At 68.4% G+C, this 16,798-nt stretch carries 18 protein-coding genes; 8 read left to right on the top strand and 10 right to left on the bottom strand.

What is annotated here, in order from left to right; genetic code table 11:
• Positions 1 to 6 precede the first annotated feature (6 nt).
• The 8 genes from ACN9M6_RS02765 to ACN9M6_RS02730 form a co-directional block, all read right to left on the bottom strand.
• Complete coding sequence (locus tag ACN9M6_RS02765; protein WP_419161386.1) at positions 7 to 1,167, bottom strand: patatin-like phospholipase family protein; 1,161 nt, start codon at positions 1,165 to 1,167, stop codon at positions 7 to 9.
• Between the two features lie 13 nt (positions 1,168 to 1,180).
• Positions 1,181 to 1,690, bottom strand: a complete 510-nt coding sequence (locus ACN9M6_RS02760) for an ABC transporter ATPase (protein ID WP_419161385.1) — start codon at positions 1,688 to 1,690, stop codon at positions 1,181 to 1,183.
• A gap of 148 nt (positions 1,691 to 1,838) precedes the next feature.
• Positions 1,839 to 3,050, bottom strand: coding sequence for an ABC transporter permease (locus tag ACN9M6_RS02755; protein WP_419161384.1), 1,212 nt, complete (start codon positions 3,048 to 3,050; stop codon positions 1,839 to 1,841).
• Between the two features lie 7 nt (positions 3,051 to 3,057).
• Positions 3,058 to 4,557 carry an efflux RND transporter periplasmic adaptor subunit gene (locus ACN9M6_RS02750; protein ID WP_419161383.1) on the bottom strand — a complete coding sequence of 500 codons (1,500 nt, stop codon included), beginning with the start codon at positions 4,555 to 4,557 and terminating at the stop codon, positions 3,058 to 3,060.
• A 141-nt stretch (positions 4,558 to 4,698) separates the two neighbouring features.
• A complete protein-coding gene (locus ACN9M6_RS02745) occupies positions 4,699 to 6,063 on the bottom strand; it encodes a TolC family protein (protein WP_419161382.1) in 1,365 nt (454 codons plus the stop codon).
• Positions 6,064 to 6,101: 38 nt separating this feature from the next.
• Positions 6,102 to 6,563, bottom strand: a complete 462-nt coding sequence (locus ACN9M6_RS02740; protein WP_419161381.1) for a hypothetical protein — start codon at positions 6,561 to 6,563, stop codon at positions 6,102 to 6,104.
• A 31-nt stretch (positions 6,564 to 6,594) separates the two neighbouring features.
• Positions 6,595 to 6,999, bottom strand: a complete 405-nt coding sequence (locus ACN9M6_RS02735; RefSeq protein ID WP_419161380.1) for a hypothetical protein — start codon at positions 6,997 to 6,999, stop codon at positions 6,595 to 6,597.
• Positions 6,992 to 7,639 (bottom strand): RNA polymerase sigma factor, encoded by a 648-nt coding sequence (locus tag ACN9M6_RS02730; protein WP_419161379.1) that lies wholly within the window; start codon positions 7,637 to 7,639, stop codon positions 6,992 to 6,994. The genes ACN9M6_RS02735 and ACN9M6_RS02730 overlap by 8 nt, the downstream gene beginning before the upstream one ends.
• 77 nt (positions 7,640 to 7,716) lie before the next feature.
• On the opposite strand from ACN9M6_RS02730, the gene ACN9M6_RS02725 reads away from it, so the two are divergent.
• From ACN9M6_RS02725 to ACN9M6_RS02710, 4 genes are read left to right on the top strand one after another with little or no spacing between them, the layout of a single operon-like run.
• Positions 7,717 to 8,301 carry a hypothetical protein gene (locus ACN9M6_RS02725; RefSeq protein ID WP_419161378.1) on the top strand — a complete coding sequence of 195 codons (585 nt, stop codon included), beginning with the start codon at positions 7,717 to 7,719 and terminating at the stop codon, positions 8,299 to 8,301.
• 19 nt (positions 8,302 to 8,320) lie between these two features.
• Entirely contained in the window at positions 8,321 to 9,070 is a 750-nt protein-coding gene (locus tag ACN9M6_RS02720) for an electron transfer flavoprotein subunit beta/FixA family protein (RefSeq protein ID WP_419161377.1), read from the top strand.
• Positions 9,070 to 10,053: an electron transfer flavoprotein subunit alpha/FixB family protein gene (locus tag ACN9M6_RS02715; RefSeq protein ID WP_419161376.1), complete on the top strand. Its 984-nt coding sequence runs from the start codon at positions 9,070 to 9,072 to the stop codon at positions 10,051 to 10,053. Before ACN9M6_RS02720 ends, ACN9M6_RS02715 begins: the two co-directional genes overlap by 1 nt.
• A 4-nt stretch (positions 10,054 to 10,057) precedes the next feature.
• Entirely contained in the window at positions 10,058 to 11,098 is a 1,041-nt protein-coding gene (locus ACN9M6_RS02710) for an XdhC family protein (RefSeq protein WP_419161375.1), read from the top strand.
• 24 nt (positions 11,099 to 11,122) lie between these two features.
• On the opposite strand, the gene ACN9M6_RS02705 is transcribed toward ACN9M6_RS02710, so the two are convergent.
• Entirely contained in the window at positions 11,123 to 12,397 is a 1,275-nt protein-coding gene (locus ACN9M6_RS02705) for an alanine racemase (protein ID WP_419161374.1), read from the bottom strand.
• 81 nt (positions 12,398 to 12,478) lie between these two features.
• On the opposite strand from ACN9M6_RS02705, the gene ACN9M6_RS02700 reads away from it, so the two are divergent.
• From ACN9M6_RS02700 to ACN9M6_RS02685, 4 genes are all read left to right on the top strand, one after another.
• A complete protein-coding gene (locus ACN9M6_RS02700; RefSeq protein ID WP_419161373.1) occupies positions 12,479 to 12,982 on the top strand; it encodes an RNA polymerase sigma factor in 504 nt (167 codons plus the stop codon).
• The gene (locus tag ACN9M6_RS02695) at positions 12,979 to 13,620 is read left to right on the top strand and encodes an isoamylase early set domain-containing protein (RefSeq protein WP_419161372.1); all 642 of its coding nucleotides are present in this window, start codon (positions 12,979 to 12,981) and stop codon (positions 13,618 to 13,620) included. Before ACN9M6_RS02700 ends, ACN9M6_RS02695 begins: the two co-directional genes overlap by 4 nt.
• Positions 13,621 to 13,635: 15 nt before the next feature.
• Complete coding sequence (locus tag ACN9M6_RS02690) at positions 13,636 to 14,367, top strand: hypothetical protein (protein ID WP_419161371.1); 732 nt, start codon at positions 13,636 to 13,638, stop codon at positions 14,365 to 14,367.
• A gap of 95 nt (positions 14,368 to 14,462) precedes the next feature.
• On the top strand, positions 14,463 to 15,518 hold the full coding sequence (locus ACN9M6_RS02685; protein ID WP_419161370.1) for a 3-oxoacyl-ACP synthase III family protein: 1,056 nt from the start codon (positions 14,463 to 14,465) through the stop codon (positions 15,516 to 15,518).
• A 3-nt stretch (positions 15,519 to 15,521) separates the two neighbouring features.
• On the opposite strand, the gene glp is transcribed toward ACN9M6_RS02685, so the two are convergent.
• A complete protein-coding gene (glp, locus tag ACN9M6_RS02680; protein ID WP_419161369.1) occupies positions 15,522 to 16,775 on the bottom strand; it encodes a gephyrin-like molybdotransferase Glp in 1,254 nt (417 codons plus the stop codon).
• Positions 16,776 to 16,798: the final 23 nt, after the last annotated feature.

The raw sequence follows: 16,798 nt of genomic DNA, 5'->3' as shown, positions 1-16,798 counted from the left end.
GCCCAGTCAGGTGAGAAACGCCTCGATACGGTCCCAGTTCGTTTCGGCGTCGGCCTCTCCCAGTTCCACGAGCGCCCGGATGTACTCACTCTCGAACAGGAGATAGCTGAGGAAATCGGCGTTCCTGATCCCCTGCGTGCCCAGGCCCCGCACGAGAAACCGCAGCGCGCGCGGCAACTCGATCTCGAACTCGCGCGCCAGCCTCCCGATGTCCCGGGAGGGCCGCAGGATGAGCAGGTCAACGTGGCGCAGACCTTGGCGTTCCGTCACCTCGGGCGGGAGGTTGCCGACGAGGTGGTTGATCCTGCGCAGCGCCGCCGCGTCCCAGTCCAGCGTGTCGAGAAAGACCGAGTTGAGCAGCAGCCCAAGCACCCTCGCCGGGGGCGGATAGCGCGTCGTATCGGGTTGTCTCGCCTCGAGCGCCGATCGTCGGTAGCGGGCCGAGATCGTGAAGATGCGGTCGGCGCCCAGGTGGATCGCCGGGGCGAGCGGCGCGGCGGTCCGGAAGCTCCCGTCCCCGTAGTACTGCTGCCCCAGCTTGACCGCCGGGAAGAGGAGGGGGATCGAAGCCGATGCCAGAATGTGGTCCACCGAGATGTTGGTCCGGACGAGCCGGTAGTGGGAACTCGACGGCCCCGGCCGAGAGAGCGACTCTCCCTGTACGAAGAGCACCGCGCGCCCGGTTTGATAGGACATCGCCGTGAGACCGATCGCCTCGATGAATCCCGCCCCAATCCGCTCCCCGATCGCCCCCATGACAAGATTGCGCTCGATGAACGAACGCAGGGGTGCCGTGTCCACGAGACTGCGGAACTCCGGACTGAGGCCGCTTCCGCCGCCGAGGAGGGAACCACCAAGGCGGACCCCGACCTTGAGCAGGGAGGTCGGATTCGTCCGCAGGACTTCTTCGCTCGTCAGCGAGAGCCAGCGCCGCCTCAGGGCGCGCGTCGCCTGACGAAAGTCGCCCCGATAGGAAGCGAGAAAGCCCACGTTGATCGCGCCCGCCGAGACGCCCGTGAGAAGAGGGATCCGAAGTCTCGGCAGCCGCTCACCGATGTGGCACAGGACGCCGGTCTGGTAGGCGGCCCGTGCGCCGCCGCCGGAGAGGGCGAAGGCCAGTTTCCCCTCCACCGCGTCCCCCGCGTCCCCCCCCGGGCCTTCCGTCATGCCGGTCCCCGGATCAGGACCGTCCGGCGGGGTGGCCTGTGAGCTGCAGATGCCATGAACGGGCGACCGGCCGCTCCAGCTCCCCCGCCCGCAGTTCCGCCAGCCTCTCGATGGTCGGATCGAACACGGGTGTAGACTCAACGATGGTTCCGGAGGCCGCATGCGCCCGGAAGGCGGCCCGGTTGCAGCCCTCGATCGCGCCGGACTCGTCGCGGTAGAACACGCGCGTGCCATCGAGCAGCGAGCAGCCGAGGCGCGTTTCCAACGCGGCGAGCCGCCGCACCATGGCGTCGATCGAGCAGCCCGAGGCCGGTGCCGACGCTTCGTCTACAGCGATCACGGCAAAGCGGTCTTCAACCCACTCCACACCGGCTCTGAGCGCCGCCCCGTGCGCGGTCCACTCGTCGACGAAGGCGCGAAGGTCGGCCATCAGCGCCTCACGCTCCGGGGAGGCCAGCGGACGGTCCGTCCCGTAAATCCACACGCGGGCGGTATCGGGCAGTGCTGTCAGCGGAACGCTCATCGATCGCGCCGGGGACCGGGTTCGTCGACAGCCCGCGGCAAGACACCGCGGCTGTCAGGGCTCACGTCGGGACCATACGTCCGCCCGCGGCGTACCGCCAATCCGGCGTGACGAAGGGGTGCTGCGAAAGGCTGTCCGAAGCGGCAGACTATTCGTACCGCAGCGCGACGATCGGATCGAGCCCGGCCGCCCGACGTGCCGGCCAGATGCCGAAGAACAGGCCGACGGCGGCCGAGAACAGAACCGCGAGGCCGATCGCCTCCGGTGCGATCGCCATGGTCCAGCCCGCCGACCGCGAGAGAACCTCCGCCGCGCCGTACGCAAAGGCGACTCCCAGGATCCCCCCCGTCAAACAAAGCGTTGTGGCTTCGAACAGGAACTGGAGCAGCACCGCGCCCTTCGTCGCGCCGAGCGCCTTGCGCACACCGATCTCCTTCGTCCGCTCCGTGACCGACACCAGCATGATGTTCATGATGCCGATGCCCCCCACGAGGAGGCTGACCGCTGCGATGCCCGCCAACAGCATGGTGAAGGTCTGCGTCGTCTCCTGCTGCGTCTGGAGGAACTGCGCGCTGTCCGAGATCCAGAAGTCGTTCTCCCGTCCCAGTCCGAGACGGTGCTCGCGCCGGAGCACATCCTCGATCTGCACCATGGCGATGGGGATCGCGGCCTCGCTCTCGACGACGACCTTGAACTGGTTGACCCTGTCCGTCCCCAACAACCGGAACTGCGCCGTCTCCAGCGGAACGAAGATCTGCTCGTCCTCGTTGAACCAGCTCTGACCGCCCTTCTCCTCCAGAACCCCCACGACCTCGAACGAGATGTTCCGGATCGAGATCGTCCGACCCACGAGTTCGGCCGGCGCGGTTCCCAGTACGGCCGGAACCGCGCCCCCGAGCACCGCAACGCGCCGCCGGCCCCGGTTCTCCGACTCATCGAAGAACCTGCCGAGGACGACCGTGTAGTTGCCGATGCGCGGATAGTTGGGCGTCGTTCCGAGAATCCGGACATTCGCGTTGTTGCGTCCGAACTGGACCTGAAGCTGTCCCTGCATCTCCGGTGCGACCTCCAGCAGCGCCGGAGCTCCGTTCCGCACCGCCTCGACATCTCCGACCCTCAGCCGCGCGCTCGATCCGCCGCGTACGCCGCGGAACATCCCCTGTCCGGGGCGCACGGTCAGCACGTTGGTCCCGAGAGCGGCGATCTGGTCCTCGACGCGCCGCTGTGCCCCCTCGCCGAGGGCCACCATCGTGATCACGGCGCCGACGCCGATGACGATGCCGAGCATGGTCAGGAACGAACGGAGCTTGTTGGCCCGGATCGCATCCATCGCGACCCGCAGGATCTCGAAGAAGATCATCCGGTTATCATCGCCTTCCTCCGACGCCCAGCAGCCCCGACCTGCTGCGGATCCGGTCCAGGAACTCCTGCTGCTGGATGAGGGAGAAGGGAACGGCGACGATCTCCTCACCCTCCTCAAGCCCCTGGACGATCTGCGTGTGGTCGAAGTCGCTGAGGCCGATCATGACGGGCTTGACGTCCAGCGTCCCCATTTCGTCGTACCTGAACACGAACGCCGGCCGGGGCTCGTCCGGCCGCCTGCGGGCTCCGCCGGGTCCGCCTCCCCGTCCGCCGCCCATCCCGGCGGCGCGGAACTGCTGCATCACCTGACGGCGCTCGTCGTCGGACAGGTCCTGGAACACGCGCATGCGTTCCTGCTGAGACATCGATTGGAACTCGGACATGGGGACGCCGCCGATCTGCGGTTCCTCTTCCGACGTCTCCGCTCCGTCCGCGCTCTCGGCTCCGTCCGCGGCTCCCGGCTGCTCCGGCGGCCGATTCTGCCGTTGAAATTCGCTCAACAGGGCGTTGACATCGGCGTCCATCCCAAGGGCCTCCACGATCTGGGCCGCTTCCTGCTGGGACTTGATCCCGCTGTTCGCCACCGCCAGCACATCCTCCTGGCGGCCGATCACGATCTCGACATCCGCGTTCATCCCCGGCCGCAGCAGATCCTCCTCATTCGCGATGCGCGTGAGCACCGCAAACATGGTCACATTCTGCTCGACCACCGCCTGTGGTTCGATCTTGAGGACGGTTCCCCGGAAAGTCCGGCTCGGGTAGGCTTCCACCGTGATGTCGGCGGGGAGCCCCGGATCCAGCCGGCCGATGTCCGTCTCGTCGACGAGCGTGCGCACCTGGACCTCGTTGAGGTCCGCCATCCGCATGAGCACCGTGCCGCCCGTCAGATCCCGGGTCCCGGTGACGACCTGACCCTCCTCCACCATCCGCTCCACGATCGTCCCGGTGATGGGCGCCCGAAGCGTCACATCGTCCAGCTTGTCCTTGGCGAGTTCGAGGTTCGTCGTCGCCCGGACGAGCGACGCCCTTGCGTTCGCCGCCGAGAGGGTCGCGTTCTCCAGTTCCTCCGCCGTGACGATGTCGGATTCGTGAAGCGCCCGAGCCCGGTCCAGCTGCAGTGTCGAGACAGCGTTCTGCGCCTCGGCCACGTCGAGGTCGGCCTGCGCCTGCGCGAACGCGTTGTTGACGTCCCGCGGGTCGATCCGCACGAGCAGGGTACCCTGGTCGATGTTGTCGCCCAGCTCGACGGGCAGTGCCAACACCTCGCCGCCGGCCTGCGACTTCACCTCGATGATGCGGATCGGCTCGATCGTCCCGGTCGCCTCGACGCTGGACACGATGGTCTGGCGCGTCGCGTTCAACGTCTGGAGCATCTGTTCGGGCTCGTTGGCTTCGCCCGTTGCGCACCCAACGGCCGCCAGGCCGAGCGCAATGAGAACAGCGGTCCGGCATGAGATCCCGTCGGGGGCTGCGGAGCGCCGTCGGGAGCGTTGGAATATCGACATCGGAGTCTCGTCTCGTGTCAGGTCCGGGGTGCGACTCGCAGGGGCGCGCGCACGCCGCCAAAGGCACGCTGAGAGGACACCCGTGGCCATCGGGACGTTGAAACGACGAGTGCACGGGCGGCGGGATTCCGCCGTGCCGGGTCAGGGCTGGTCGAGTCTCCGGCCGAGCAGCGCCTCGATCGCCGCGACCGCGACCTCGTAGTCGAACCGCCCCGTGACGAGGTCGACCTCGGCCTGCGTGAGCGTGATCTGCGCGTCCTGGAGCTCGAGGATGGTGGCGAGGCCGAGCCGGTACCGCTCCTGGACCACACGGAGGCTCTCTTCGCTCAGCTCGACGTTCTGTGACGCCAGGTCCACGCCCGCGAGCGCGGACTGGGCCTGGGCGTACCTCGCGTCGAGTTCCGAGCTGATATTGAGCTGCGCCGCCCGCTCGGACTGCCGGGCCTGATCCGCCGTGGCCCGGGCGCGAAACACCTGTGTCTCGCGCTGGAAGCCGTTGAAGAGCGGGTAGGAACCACTCACCGAGAACTGCCACGAGCGGCTGCTCGGGGGGAATTCCTGGTTCGACCATCCCCAGCCGCCGCCGATGAAGATTGAGGGCAGGTAGCCCGAGCGCGCGCTGGAGACCGCAGCTTCCGCCGCCTGGACAGCCGCGGACGTGGACTGCAGCGAGGGTGCGGACACGTCCGCTATCGCGAACAGTTCGTCACGGGTGAAGGTGATCGGCGTCTCGGCGAGCTCCGCCCCGGCGATCGGTCCCACCAGCGTCTCCGACCCGACGGCCTCGGTGAGCCGGAACGTCGTCGTGCGGGCGTTGTTTTCGGCGTTCAGGAGCGCGAGCCGCGCGTTGTTGAGGTCGACCTGCGAGCGGAGGGAGTCCGAGCGCGTCGCTCGCCCCAGCTCCAGTTGCTGTCGGACGAATTCCAGCTGGTCCGCCTGCCGCTGTACGCGGCGCTGCTCGACGGAGACGAGTTCGCGCGCCGCGACGGTCGCCGCGTATTGCGACTTCACCTGCTGGATGACCTGGAACTCCACCTCCCTGTAGCGGGCGTTCTGTTCGACGACGCCCAGGCGGGCGCCCTTCAGGTCGGTGAACCGGCTCCACCCGTTGAAGAGATTGTAGGAAGCCGTGAGCCGCGTAGAGTAACTCGTAGCGACGATGCCCTCACCGAGCGGGTCGATGCGGCCCGTGGACGAGTTCTGGTAGCCGAAGTTCATATTCAGGCTGGGCAGCAACTGCCCGAAGGCGTTCAGCCGGTTGTGCTCGGCCATCTCGATCGACGAGAAGGCCTGGAGCAGCGTGGGGTTGCGGCGACGCGCGATCTCGACCGCTTCGTCGACCGTGATGGCTCGGACATTGTCGATGTCCGTCGCCTGTACCTGCGCCAACGCCGCTTCGGGGGTCGATGCCGCCGCGAGCAGAATCCCCGGCACAAGGGCGAACCCCCACCGACGAAGACCGGCGATCCGCCGGCCTTCGCGTCCCCATCTATGTAGAATCGTCATCGTTTTCCTCACCCCCGGAGGGGCTGCCTTTTCGTGTCTCAGTCGTTTCGGCCGGAATCGCTCCCGTCCGTCGGCCCCCGCTCTCGATCCCGACCTCCGCCATACCGCAGCCGCAGGTGGTCACGGTAGCCCTCCACCTGCTCCTCCGTCAGCACCGACTCGATCTGCGTCCGAACGGAGTCCATCAGCGCCCCGTACCGCGGACGCACGGCCTCCCGGAGGCTCCTGGCGCCTTCGCGGTAGTGGTCGAGGAAGCCCTCGATCTGCGACCGCTGCTCGGGCGTGAGGCCCAGTTCATCCGCGAACTCCTCGATCGCCGTCTGTCCGCCGCGACGATCCCCGCCACGGGCGTCCGACTCGCCAGGCCCTCCGTCCTCCGACTCGCCAGCCTGGTCGGCGGCCACGGCGAGATTGAAGCGGTCGGCGGCCACGCCAACGACGGCCCCGGCCGCGAAGACGAGGGCCAGCAGCAGCATCGCCCGGAATCTTGAAGTGTCCATACGCACCCTTCAGCGCTCGCGTTTCAGCGCGTTACGGGCTGATCAACGCGGCCGCGAAGACCGCGTCGCGACTGGGCTCGACGAAATCGATAAGCAGCGCGGGCGGCGCCTCCGCATCCGGCGCCAGCGAGCGTACCAGCCCGACCGGCTCCGGACCCGGGTCTGCGGACAGCTGGGACGAACCGGGCAGCGAGAGGCGATAGAGCGTCACCCCGGCAGCGACCAGCAGACCGGCCGCGATCGGAGTCAGCGCCGCCGACCATCTGGCCGTGACGTCGATCCAGGAGAGCGGCCGGCGCTCGAGCAACGTTTCCGCCGCGGCCATCACACTCCGGCGCAGACGGCGCCGGGTGATCTGATCGGGCCGCAGCGGCTCCAGGTACTCGGGCCACTCGGATTCCCGCCGGCCGGATCGCCCCTGATCCCTGTTATTCATCTTCCTCTCCTCCATCGCTGGGAGACCCGGCGTCCTCGCTGAGAATCCGGCGCAGCGCCTGTCTACCGTGGTGAAGGTTCGCCCTCGACGTACCGACCGCGATCCCGAGAATCCCGGCGATCTCGGCGTGATCGTATCCCTCCAGATCGTACATCATCACTGCCGTCCGCTGCCGTTCCGGAAGCCGCTCGAGCGCATCGAACACCCGGCCGCGGGCCTGACTCCGCTCGAACTCCCGGTGCGGGTCATCTCTCGACGCCGCCGTGTCCGTCAGTTCGGAATGTGTCCGTAACAGCTCCCGCCGACGGAGATTCAGACACGTGCTCCGCAGCACGCGATAAAACCACGGTCCGAAGCGACTCCCCGGCCGCAGCTGCCCGATTCGCTCCAGCGCGCGGATAAACGCTGCCTGGACCGCGTCTTCCGCGTCCTGCTCGTGCCGCAGGATCGAGAGGGCCACCGCGTACGCCGGGTCCGTGTACCGCGTCACGAACTGCGAGAACGCCTGCACATCGCCAGCCTGCACGGCCTCCACGAGGCCGGGCTCGTCCGCGCCCGGGTCCGGCGCTGCTTCGGGCCGGGAGCCGGGGCGGGTCGAGGCGTCCGGTCGTTGCCTCTGCGTTCGCGTGTCTTCCGCCAAAGACGTCACCATCGTTTGGGTAACACCCCCTCGATGCCGGCCGTTGCACCGGCCCACGGCGGCGTCGGCCCCGGCGCTTGTTCCCTGACCGGGGCCATCGCATCTTCGGCCCCGTGAACAACGCAACGCAACCCCGAACCGCCACGGCGGAACCCTACGATGATGCGTACGCCCTCGCCGGCCGGACCCTCGTCAGGGAACGCATCCGCGGCATGCGAAAAGTCATCGGCCGAAGACTCGCGCCCGGCGACATCGTTCTGCGCAAGGCGTCACCGGAGGTTCGTCAGCATCTGTTCGAAGAGGCGTGTGAGTTGTACTGGAACGAGATGAGCTGGGAGGAGATCACCGACGAAGAACTGATGGGTGACGAGGAACTCACCGAGATGGTCTTCCCGGGGCTGCTCGCGCTCATCGACGCCTTCCTGCCGAGGGCTCCGAACGGGGAGCCGGATCGAGACCGCGAGCACCGCGATGTGGTGCACGACTTCCTCGATTGGCTGGCGGTGCGGCTCGTCAAGCTTCGCGAAGCGCGGCCCGATTCGGAGGACAAACGGGCCAGGATTCTCCGCCAGAAGGACGTGACGGACGATCTCATCGACATCATCGCGTTTCGCATGTGCTCCCTCAGCAACGACGAGATCGACACCTATCAGAACGCCTGAACCCCACCTGATTTCCGATATGAGAACAATCGTCTGTATGAAGCGGGTCCCGGATTCGGCGACCCGGGTAAGAGTAACTCCGGACGGGAGGGGGCTGGACCCGGCCGGCGTCAAGTACGTCGTGAACCCCTACGATGAGTTCGCGCTCGAGGACGCCATCCGCCGAAAGGAAGAGGCGGGAGAAGGCAGGGTGACGGTGATCGCGCTCGGACCGCCGCAGAGCGTCGAGTCGATTCGTCAGGCGCTCGCCATGGGCGCCGATGAGGGCGTGCTCCTCGAGTGCGACGGCTCGCACGACGCGCTCCCGGTGGCGCGGGCGCTTGCGGACGAGATCCGGGACCGCGAGTACGATCTCGTTCTGTTCGGGAAGCAGGCCATCGATGACGACAACATGCAGGTCCCGCAGATGGTGGCCGAGTTCCTGGGCCTGCCGTGCGCGACCGTCGTGGTCGGGCTCGAGATCGATGGGATAGAGGCGACGGCTCGGCGCGAAGTCGAGGGGGGACACGAGGTGCTAGAGTTCCGGCTGCCGGCCGTGGTGTCGACGCAGAAGGGCCTCAACGAGCCGCGCTATCCGAGTCTGAAGGGAATCATGGCGGCGAAGAGAAAGCCCCTGGAGCAGCGCCAGGTGACCCTTTCCGCCCCCACCATTGATTTCATCCGTCTGGAGGAACCGCCGGCACCCGCGGCCGGTCGCATTATCGGCGAGGGTTCCGACGCTGTCCCCGACCTCATGCGCGCGCTGCGCGAGGAAGCGGGGGTTCTCTGATGGCCGATGTGCTCGCCTATGCCGAGATTCGTGAGGGGTCGGCCGGGCGGCCGTCGCGGGAGGCGGTCACGCTGGGTCGTCGGCTCGCCGACGAACTGGGGGGCGAGGCGCATGCCGTCGCTCTCGGTCCGACGGGAACGGAAGAGGCGGCCGTGCGGCTCGGCGGCTTCGGTGCCGACCGCATCTTCGTCGGGGAATCCGATGCTCTCGCCATGTGCCAGCCGGACGTTGCCGCGGAGGCCGTCGCCCGGGTGGTCGAAGCCGGGGACTACGGTGCGGTCATCTTCGCGGCCACGGCACAGGGAAGAGATCTGGCCCCCCGCGTCGGCGCCCGCCTCGGGCGCGGTGTCGCGTCAGAGGTCATCGACTGCCGGCTGGAGGGTGGCGAGATCGTGGTCCGGCGGCCCATGTACGCGGGGAAGGCGATCGCCACGCTGAGGTTCGGCCGGAGCCCGGCCGTGATGACGATTCGGGCCAACGTCTTTGCGCCCGTCGAGCAGGCCGCGGCGGGGGACGTCTCCACGCTCGATCTCGGCGGCATCGAGAGCCGCGTTCGCACCGTCGCGGTGGAGCAGGGCGATCGAGACCGTCTCGATGTGAGCGAAGCGACCATCGTGGTCTCGGGCGGCCGGGGCATGCAGGGGCCCGAGCACTGGCCGTTGCTCGAGGGGCTGGTGGAAGCTCTGGGCGAGGAGGCCGCGCTCGGTGCCAGCCGGGCAGTGGTGGACGCGGGTTGGCGCCCGCACGGTGAACAGGTGGGGCAGACCGGCCAGACGGTGTCGCCCAACCTCTATTTCGCGGTCGGGATCAGTGGGGCGATCCAGCACCTGGCGGGCATGCGCACGGCGAAGGTCATTGTAGCGATCAACCGCGATGCCGACGCTCCGATCTTCGGTGTCGCGGACTATGGCCTTGTAGGGGACGTGTTCGAGGTTCTACCGGCGCTTACCGAGGCGGTTCGCGAAGCCCGGCAGGGCGACTAGCGGCTTGAGTCTCCGGGCCGTCCGCGACGATCTCGCACGCTGGGCCGGGCGGGGCGATCCGATCGCCGTCGCGACGCTGATCGCGGTGCGCCGGTCGGCGCCGCTTCCACCGGGCGCGCGGTTCGCCATCTCGGGGGCCGGGGAATTGAGCGGCTCGATCTCCAGCGGCTGCGTGGAGGGCGATCTGCACGAACGGCTCTCCGCTCTGCTGGGTGGCGACGCGCCAGCCACGGTCACCTACGGGATCACGGACGAGATGGCCGCGGGCGTGGGCCTCTCCTGCGGCGGGGAAATCGACGTCCTGCTCGACCTGCACGATCCCGGGGACCCGGTGTGGCAGCGGCTGTGGCAGCTCCACGAGGCCGGCGCGCCGGGCGTCCTCCTCACCGGCATCGGGGCGCCGACGGGCTCGCGCCAACTTCTCCTCGAGACGGACCGGTCGCTGGGAACTCTGGGATCCGCGGAATTCGACCGGGTTGCGCGCTCCCGCGTCGCCGAGTGGCTCGGCCGGTCGGACGCGCACGTCGTCGAACTCGTGCATGGGGACCCCGACAGCGCCGTGTTCGTCGAATCCTTCGTCCCTCCGCCCCGCCTCGTCATCGTGGGGGCGACGCCGATTGGGCACGCGCTGTGCGCCATGGCGCACCGGACCGGCTTCGAGGTCGTAGTCATCGACCCGCGGGAGGCGTTCCTCCGGCCGGAACGTTTCCCCGCAGCCGCCAGGCTCGATGCCCGGTGGCCCGACGAGGCGATGGCGACGCTCGATCTCGACCCGCGCACAAGCGTTGTAGTCCTCACGCACGACGAGAAGCTGGACGAGCCGGCGCTCGAGGCCGCGCTCACCTCCCGCTGCGGCTACGTCGGCCTGTTGGGCGGACGCCGGACGCAGCGCAAGCGCAGGGAAGCCCTCCTGGCGCGCGGCCTGGACGAGGCGGTGTGCGACCGCATCCACGGTCCGGTCGGACTCGAGATCGGGGCCCGGTCGCCCGAGCAGATCGCGGTCTCGATCCTCGCCCAGCTCATCGCCCTGGCACGCGCCCCCTGACCGCGCGGCAGGCCCGGCGGGCTTCTAGTCCCGCGTGCGCCTGATCCTCCAGCGATCGACCACGCGACGCCCTCTCACGACATCGAAGTGATCGAAGTGCGCGACGGTGAGGCATGCGTGGTTGGGGAGCACGCGGATCTTCTCCCCGACCGCGCAGGGGCCGGAAAGGCGCCCGTGTTCCTGGCTCACCGAGGTCACACGGTGGTCACCCAGTTCGTGTCCCGCCACATGGCGAAAGAGCCGCCCATAGTGGGGCGGGTCGTCCGGCCCCAGGTCCTTGGAGAGGGCCAGCGCCCCGCAATCGGCGATCGCCTCGCTCGATCCGCCGCTGGCGGAGACCACCGTCGACAGCACCGTGACCGCGCAATCCCGCAGAGTGCAGGAGCCCAGACGCATCTGCGAGTAATCGTAGAGGGCGTAGTTGCCCGGTCGCGCCTCGTGGACGCCCCGAAGCGTCTCGACCCGGCTCATGCCGGGTGTGGAGCCGACCGACAGCGTGCCGGGCTCGATCCCCGCCGCGCGGAGCGCCCGGCCCACCGCCACCATCGCCCGCCGCTCCTCTTCCGCCAGCGCCGTAATGGCGGCGGGCGAGTCCGCCGCGTAGGTGTGGCCGGCGTGCGTCAGACAACCTCGCAGAGTGAGCGTCCCCGCAGCCGAGATCCGTGCTGCGAGCTTCACGGCGCGTTCGCTGTCGTGCGGGATCCCCGACCGACCATATCCACAGTCGATCTCGAGCCATACGGAGAAGCGTGCGCCCGCCGCCTCGAGCGCGTCCACCGCCGTCTCGGAGTCCACCGTCACGCCCAGTGCGGTATGTCGCGAGAGTTCGGCCGCCTCCGCGATCCGGGATGGGTTGAGAGGGAAGGCCCAGACAATGTCGTCGAATCCGGCTTCGGCGAAGACCCTGGCCTCCGCCAGCGTCGACACGGTGAACCCCGTCGCCCCGCCGGCCCGCTGCAGTTCAGCGATCTCCACGCACTTGTGGGTCTTCACATGAGGGCGGAGCCGCACTCCCAGCGCATCCGCCCGCGCCTGCATGATCCGGAGGTTGTTCTCGAGGACATCGAGATCGAGGACGAGCGCGGGCGTGGGGAGATCGACCAGGTCCGGCGCCGCCCGCCTCGCGGAGTCGTGACCTTCGTCGGTGACGTGGTTCCCGGCGTTCACGCGCGCAAGGTAGTTGCGGAACCACGGTTCCGCTAAGTTCCAACGGTTGGGTTCCGGGTCCCGAAGGAGTGCTGTAGGGGACCCGAGAATCGGATCGAGTGACCCCAACCCCGTGGAGGTCGTCTTATCCACGAAGAGAAGATCTTTCGGATCGGGCCGGAGGGTCGGGTTCCACGCGAAGAACCGAGCGACGCGGAGGCGGTGTCGGCGGTATTGGCTGGCGACCGGGATGCCTACGGGGTTCTCGTCCGCCGATACAAGGACGTGCTGTACCGATACGCGGAGCGGATGACGGGTCGTGCCGACGACGCGGCCGATGTTGTGCAGAACACGTTCATCCGGGGCTTCCGCAGACTCGACCGATGCCGTGATCCGGAGCGGGTAGGAGGCTGGTTGTTTCGCATCGCCGTCAACCTGTGCAAGGATCAGTTGAAGGGTCGAGCGAAGCGGGAAGTTTCGCTGGAGTCGGTCGGACCCTTGACCGCGACGCGGGGCCTCCCGGAGGCGCGGGCGGAGCGGGCGGAGATAGGCGAACAGATCTACCGGGCCCTGCAGTCGTTGAGCGATGAGCAGCGCGAAGCCTTCGTGCTCAAGCATGTGGAAGGGTGGTCGTACGAAGAGATGGCGGAGCAGCTTGGAGCTTCCGTGTCCGCATTGAAGATGCGCGTCCATCGGGCGCGAGATCAGTTACAGGTGCTGTTAGAGAATTATCGATGAACGACGATCTGAAGCTGTATCTGGACGGAGAAATCGAGCGCTCGGAACTTCCGCCGGACCTGGCGGGGGACGCCGAACGGTGGGATCTGTTCCTCTCGGATGTCCGCGAGTCGGGAGTGCAGGGTGCCCCGGTCGGGCTCGAGTCGAGAGTCCTCGACGCGATCCGGACGGAAGGGCGTCGCCCGTGGTTGGGTCTCGTCGACTGGTGGGTGCACCCGCGGTCCGTACGCGTGCGACCCTGGCTCGGACTCGCGGCCGCGGCCGTGCTGGCGACTCTCCTGCTGTTGCCTCGTGAAGACGTGCTGTCCGAACCTGCGGGAGCGGCCACGACATTCCTGGGAGAGGAGATGCACTACGTGCAGTTCCGCCTCGAGGCGCCGGGCGCGACATCGGTCCACGTCGCCGGCGACTTCAACGAGTGGCAGCCCGAGATTGCGCTGGCCGATCCGTACGGGACCGGCGTGTGGTCCGGTCGGGTGCGCCTCCCGCCTGGGGTCCACAAGTACATGTTCCTCGTGGACGGCGAGACCTGGATCACGGATCCGGACGCGGAACGCTATGTGGAAGACGGATACGGCAACCAGAACGCGGTGATCGCCATTACCGGCGGTGCGGGTGCCCGCTCGCTGGCTCCCTAGCACCGGGTGCTCCCAATGCCCCGGCGCTCGATTTCGGGTCGTCTCCTGGGCGCCGTGCTCCTCGGCGCGACGGTGCTGGCAGGTGATCCGCTCGCGGGCCAGGATACCCGGGCCCGCTTCAGCCGTCATCTGGGCGCGGTCTATGCGGCCCGTACTCTCTCGGTCATCGAGGCCGGCGTACGCGATGGTCTTCCCCGCGGCCTGTTGATCGACAAGGCCATGGAGGGGGTCGCCAAGGGGATGGACCCCGAGGTCGTCCTCACGGCGGTCAACACCTTCGCCGAAGAGTTGCGGGCTGCGGCGGCCGTTGTGGGTCCCGAAGCGGAGCCGATCGCGCTCGAGAAGGCGGCTGATGCGCTGCGCCGCGGTGTGGCGCGCGGACTCCTGGCCACCCTCGGCCGCGACCGGCCGGCCGACTTCGCGATTCTGGTGGTCTCGCTCGAGGAACTCCTCGATGCCGGGGTCGAGTTGGAACTGGCCGAGGATCTGGTCCGGTACGCCGTCTCGCAAGAGTTTGACAGCGACGCCGTACTTCGACTACCCGCCAGCGTGAAGTTGCTCGTACGCGAGTGCGGCGCGGGACAGCCCGAGTCGTGCTGGTCCCGGGCGACCATACGCGAATGCGCCCGCGTAATGCCGACCAGGGCGTGCCCGACTCGAGCGTTGGCCGAAGCCGCGCGCTCGGCTGCGGAGCGCTCCCTGCTCGCGCGATCTGCCAACCGCTCTCTCGTCGCGGCGGCAGGCTAGCAGCGCTCCCCACCCCCCGCGTATACTCTCGGACTCTCCAAATTCAATGGGGATCGTCACATCTTGCGTCTGATGGAGGGGCCTTGAGAGCCAGAATGAGTGCGGCCGTGACGGGTACGGGGAGCTACCTTCCACCTGAAACCGTCGACAACTTCCAACTCTACGAGATGGGTACCCTCCGCGAGTCGTTCGATGTCGAGCAGGCTCGATCCGCACTCAGGCACGTCGAGGGCGCGGAAGGACTCTCCGGGCCGGAGGTCTTCGACCAGTGGGCACGCCAGGTCACCGGCATCGAGTCGCGCAGGCGAATCCCCACCGACAGCGACATGACCACGGAAGATATGTGCTCCCAGGCCGGTCTGGCCGCGCTGGAGGCGGCGGGTCTCGGGGCCGACGAGATCGACCAGGTCTATGTGGCCACCGTGTCTCCCTCCGACGACGTCCCCAACGTCGCGTGCACCGTGGCCAGGAAAATCGGAAATCCGCGGTTGGGGGGGTACGGGATCAACGCGGCCTGCGCCGGATTCGTGTACGGGATCGGTGCGGGGTGGTCGGCCATCGTCAGCGGAATGGCGGACCGGGTGCTCGTGATTTCGGGCGACGCCCTCACCCGCCTGGTGAACTACACCGACGTGCGTACCGCGGCCGTGTTCGCCGATGGCGCAGGGGCCGCCGTGCTGGAGCGCTGCGAGGGTGATCGAGGTGTGCTCGGGCCGCCGGCGGCATCGGGCCTGTTCGCCCGCGACCCGCTGTACCTCGTGGGTCAGAGCTGGCGACGGGACGATGACCGGATCCCGATCCTTCACATGGAGGGCGGCCCGCGGATCCTGCGAAACGCGATCATCAAGATGGCCGAGGTCGCCGAGCAGGCGCTCGAAAACGCGGGACTGAGCTGGGCCGACGTGGATTTCGTCATTCCGCATCAGGCGAACATGCGGATCACGCGCGGCCTGGAGAAGCAGCTGGAGCTGCCGAAAGGGCAGGTCGTGCACAACATCGCCCGCTACGGGAACATGTCGGCTTCGACCGTGGGTGTCGCCCTGGACGAAGTCGTACGCGGGAAGCATGGGCCCGTACCCGATCCGGCCACGATCGTGCTGACCGCGATCGGTGGTGGCTACACGATGGCGGCGGCGGTAGTTCGCGTCTGATCTTCAGGCGGTTGGGCTCGCCCACTCCCTGAGCGGAATCACCCGCACCCGTGCGCCTTCCCTGACCGTATCCGTGCCGGCCGGCAGCGCGAGCAGCCCGTCCGCCAGCATGGAGCCGAGATTTCCCGAACCCTGCGGGCCGGTCAGCCGCGCGACGAGATCACCGGACTCCGTCGACGCGACGAGCACTCGGAGGAAGGAAACGACAGCCCGCGGACCGCGGAAATCCTGTCCCGCGACACAGGTGACCGAGCGACGGCACGGTCGCGCGAACCCGGCCATCTTCCGGATGGCGGGGCGCACCAGCGTCTCGAAGGTGACGAGCGCCGAGGCCGGATTGCCCGGGACGCCCCAGAAGGGCCGGCCGCCGAGCGTGCCGAAGACCGTGGCGCTCCCCGGCCGCATCCGCACGCGCCAGAACGAGCGCTCGAACCCGAGTTCGTCGAGAACACGCTTTACGTAGTCGTGCTCGCCCACGCTCACCCCCGCGGCGGACACGATCGCATCGCAGTCGTCCGCGCGTTCAAGGCGTCGTCGGAGGTCGACGGGGTCGTCACGGGCGATGCCGAGCCGCACGGGATCGGCACCGGAGGCCGCGAGCTGCGCGGCCAGCGCGTGCCCGTTCGAATTCATGATCCTGCGGCCGGCAAGCACCTCCTCGAACTCGTCCAGGTCGACCAGCTCGTCTCCGTTGGAGAGCACACCGACGCGAGGTCGCCGCCCTACCTCGACCTCGCCCCGGCCTGCCGTCGCGAGCAGCGCGACCGCCGCCGCTCCCAGTTCCTCGCCGGGTTCGAGGAGCGTATCGCCCGTCTTCACATCCTCGCCGAGAAGGCGGATGTGGCGCTCCGCGTCGGCGTCGTCGAAGATCCGCACATCCTCGTCCGGGCCGCCGTCCGTATGTTCGACCCGCACCACGCCCGTCGCGCCCTCGGGGACCGGCGCGCCCGTCATCACCCGCGCGGCCGAGCCGGGATCGAGCGGGCCGCGGGGGAAGGCGCCCGCAGGGATGTCGTCGGAGATGGGCAGGATGACCGGCCGATCCGCCCGGGCCCCTCGTACGTCGTCCGCCCGCACCGCGAACCCGTCCATGGCGCTGTTGTCCCACGGCGGATGCGGTGCAAGCGCTTCGACCCGCCGGTCGAGAGCCCGGCCGAGGGCGTCGGGCAGCGGAACCCGCTCGGTCCCGAGCGGCGAAACGGCCCCCAGCACGAGATCGAGCGCCTGTTCGAAGGAGATCCAGTCCGCGTCGCTCATTCTCGCCCGCTCCGCGTCGGCCC

The sequence above is a fragment of the Candidatus Palauibacter sp. genome, from assembly GCF_965197445.1.
In the GTDB taxonomy this organism is placed as follows: Bacteria; Gemmatimonadota; Gemmatimonadetes; order Palauibacterales; family Palauibacteraceae; genus Palauibacter.
This window is presented reverse-complemented; position numbering and strand designations above follow the sequence as displayed.

Excerpts from the sequence above, each read along its gene's own strand:
- ACN9M6_RS02740 (WP_419161381.1), bottom strand. The coding sequence starts at position 6,563 with ATGGACACTTCAAGATTCCGGGCGATGCTGCTGCTGGCCCTCGTCTTC.
- ACN9M6_RS02690 (WP_419161371.1), top strand. The coding sequence starts at position 13,636 with ATGCCCCGGCGCTCGATTTCGGGTCGTCTCCTGGGCGCCGTGCTCCTC.
- ACN9M6_RS02720 (WP_419161377.1), top strand. The coding sequence starts at position 8,321 with ATGAGAACAATCGTCTGTATGAAGCGGGTCCCGGATTCGGCGACCCGG.
- ACN9M6_RS02735 (WP_419161380.1), bottom strand. The coding sequence starts at position 6,999 with ATGAATAACAGGGATCAGGGGCGATCCGGCCGGCGGGAATCCGAGTGG.
- ACN9M6_RS02765 (WP_419161386.1), bottom strand. The coding sequence starts at position 1,167 with ATGACGGAAGGCCCGGGGGGGGACGCGGGGGACGCGGTGGAGGGGAAA.
- ACN9M6_RS02745 (WP_419161382.1), bottom strand. The coding sequence starts at position 6,063 with ATGACGATTCTACATAGATGGGGACGCGAAGGCCGGCGGATCGCCGGT.
- ACN9M6_RS02715 (WP_419161376.1), top strand. The coding sequence starts at position 9,070 with ATGGCCGATGTGCTCGCCTATGCCGAGATTCGTGAGGGGTCGGCCGGG.
- ACN9M6_RS02750 (WP_419161383.1), bottom strand. The coding sequence starts at position 4,557 with ATGTCGATATTCCAACGCTCCCGACGGCGCTCCGCAGCCCCCGACGGG.
- ACN9M6_RS02695 (WP_419161372.1), top strand. The coding sequence starts at position 12,979 with ATGAACGACGATCTGAAGCTGTATCTGGACGGAGAAATCGAGCGCTCG.
- ACN9M6_RS02755 (WP_419161384.1), bottom strand. The coding sequence starts at position 3,050 with ATGATCTTCTTCGAGATCCTGCGGGTCGCGATGGATGCGATCCGGGCC.
- ACN9M6_RS02760 (WP_419161385.1), bottom strand. The coding sequence starts at position 1,690 with ATGAGCGTTCCGCTGACAGCACTGCCCGATACCGCCCGCGTGTGGATT.
- glp (WP_419161369.1), bottom strand. The coding sequence starts at position 16,775 with ATGAGCGACGCGGACTGGATCTCCTTCGAACAGGCGCTCGATCTCGTG.
- ACN9M6_RS02685 (WP_419161370.1), top strand. The coding sequence starts at position 14,463 with ATGAGTGCGGCCGTGACGGGTACGGGGAGCTACCTTCCACCTGAAACC.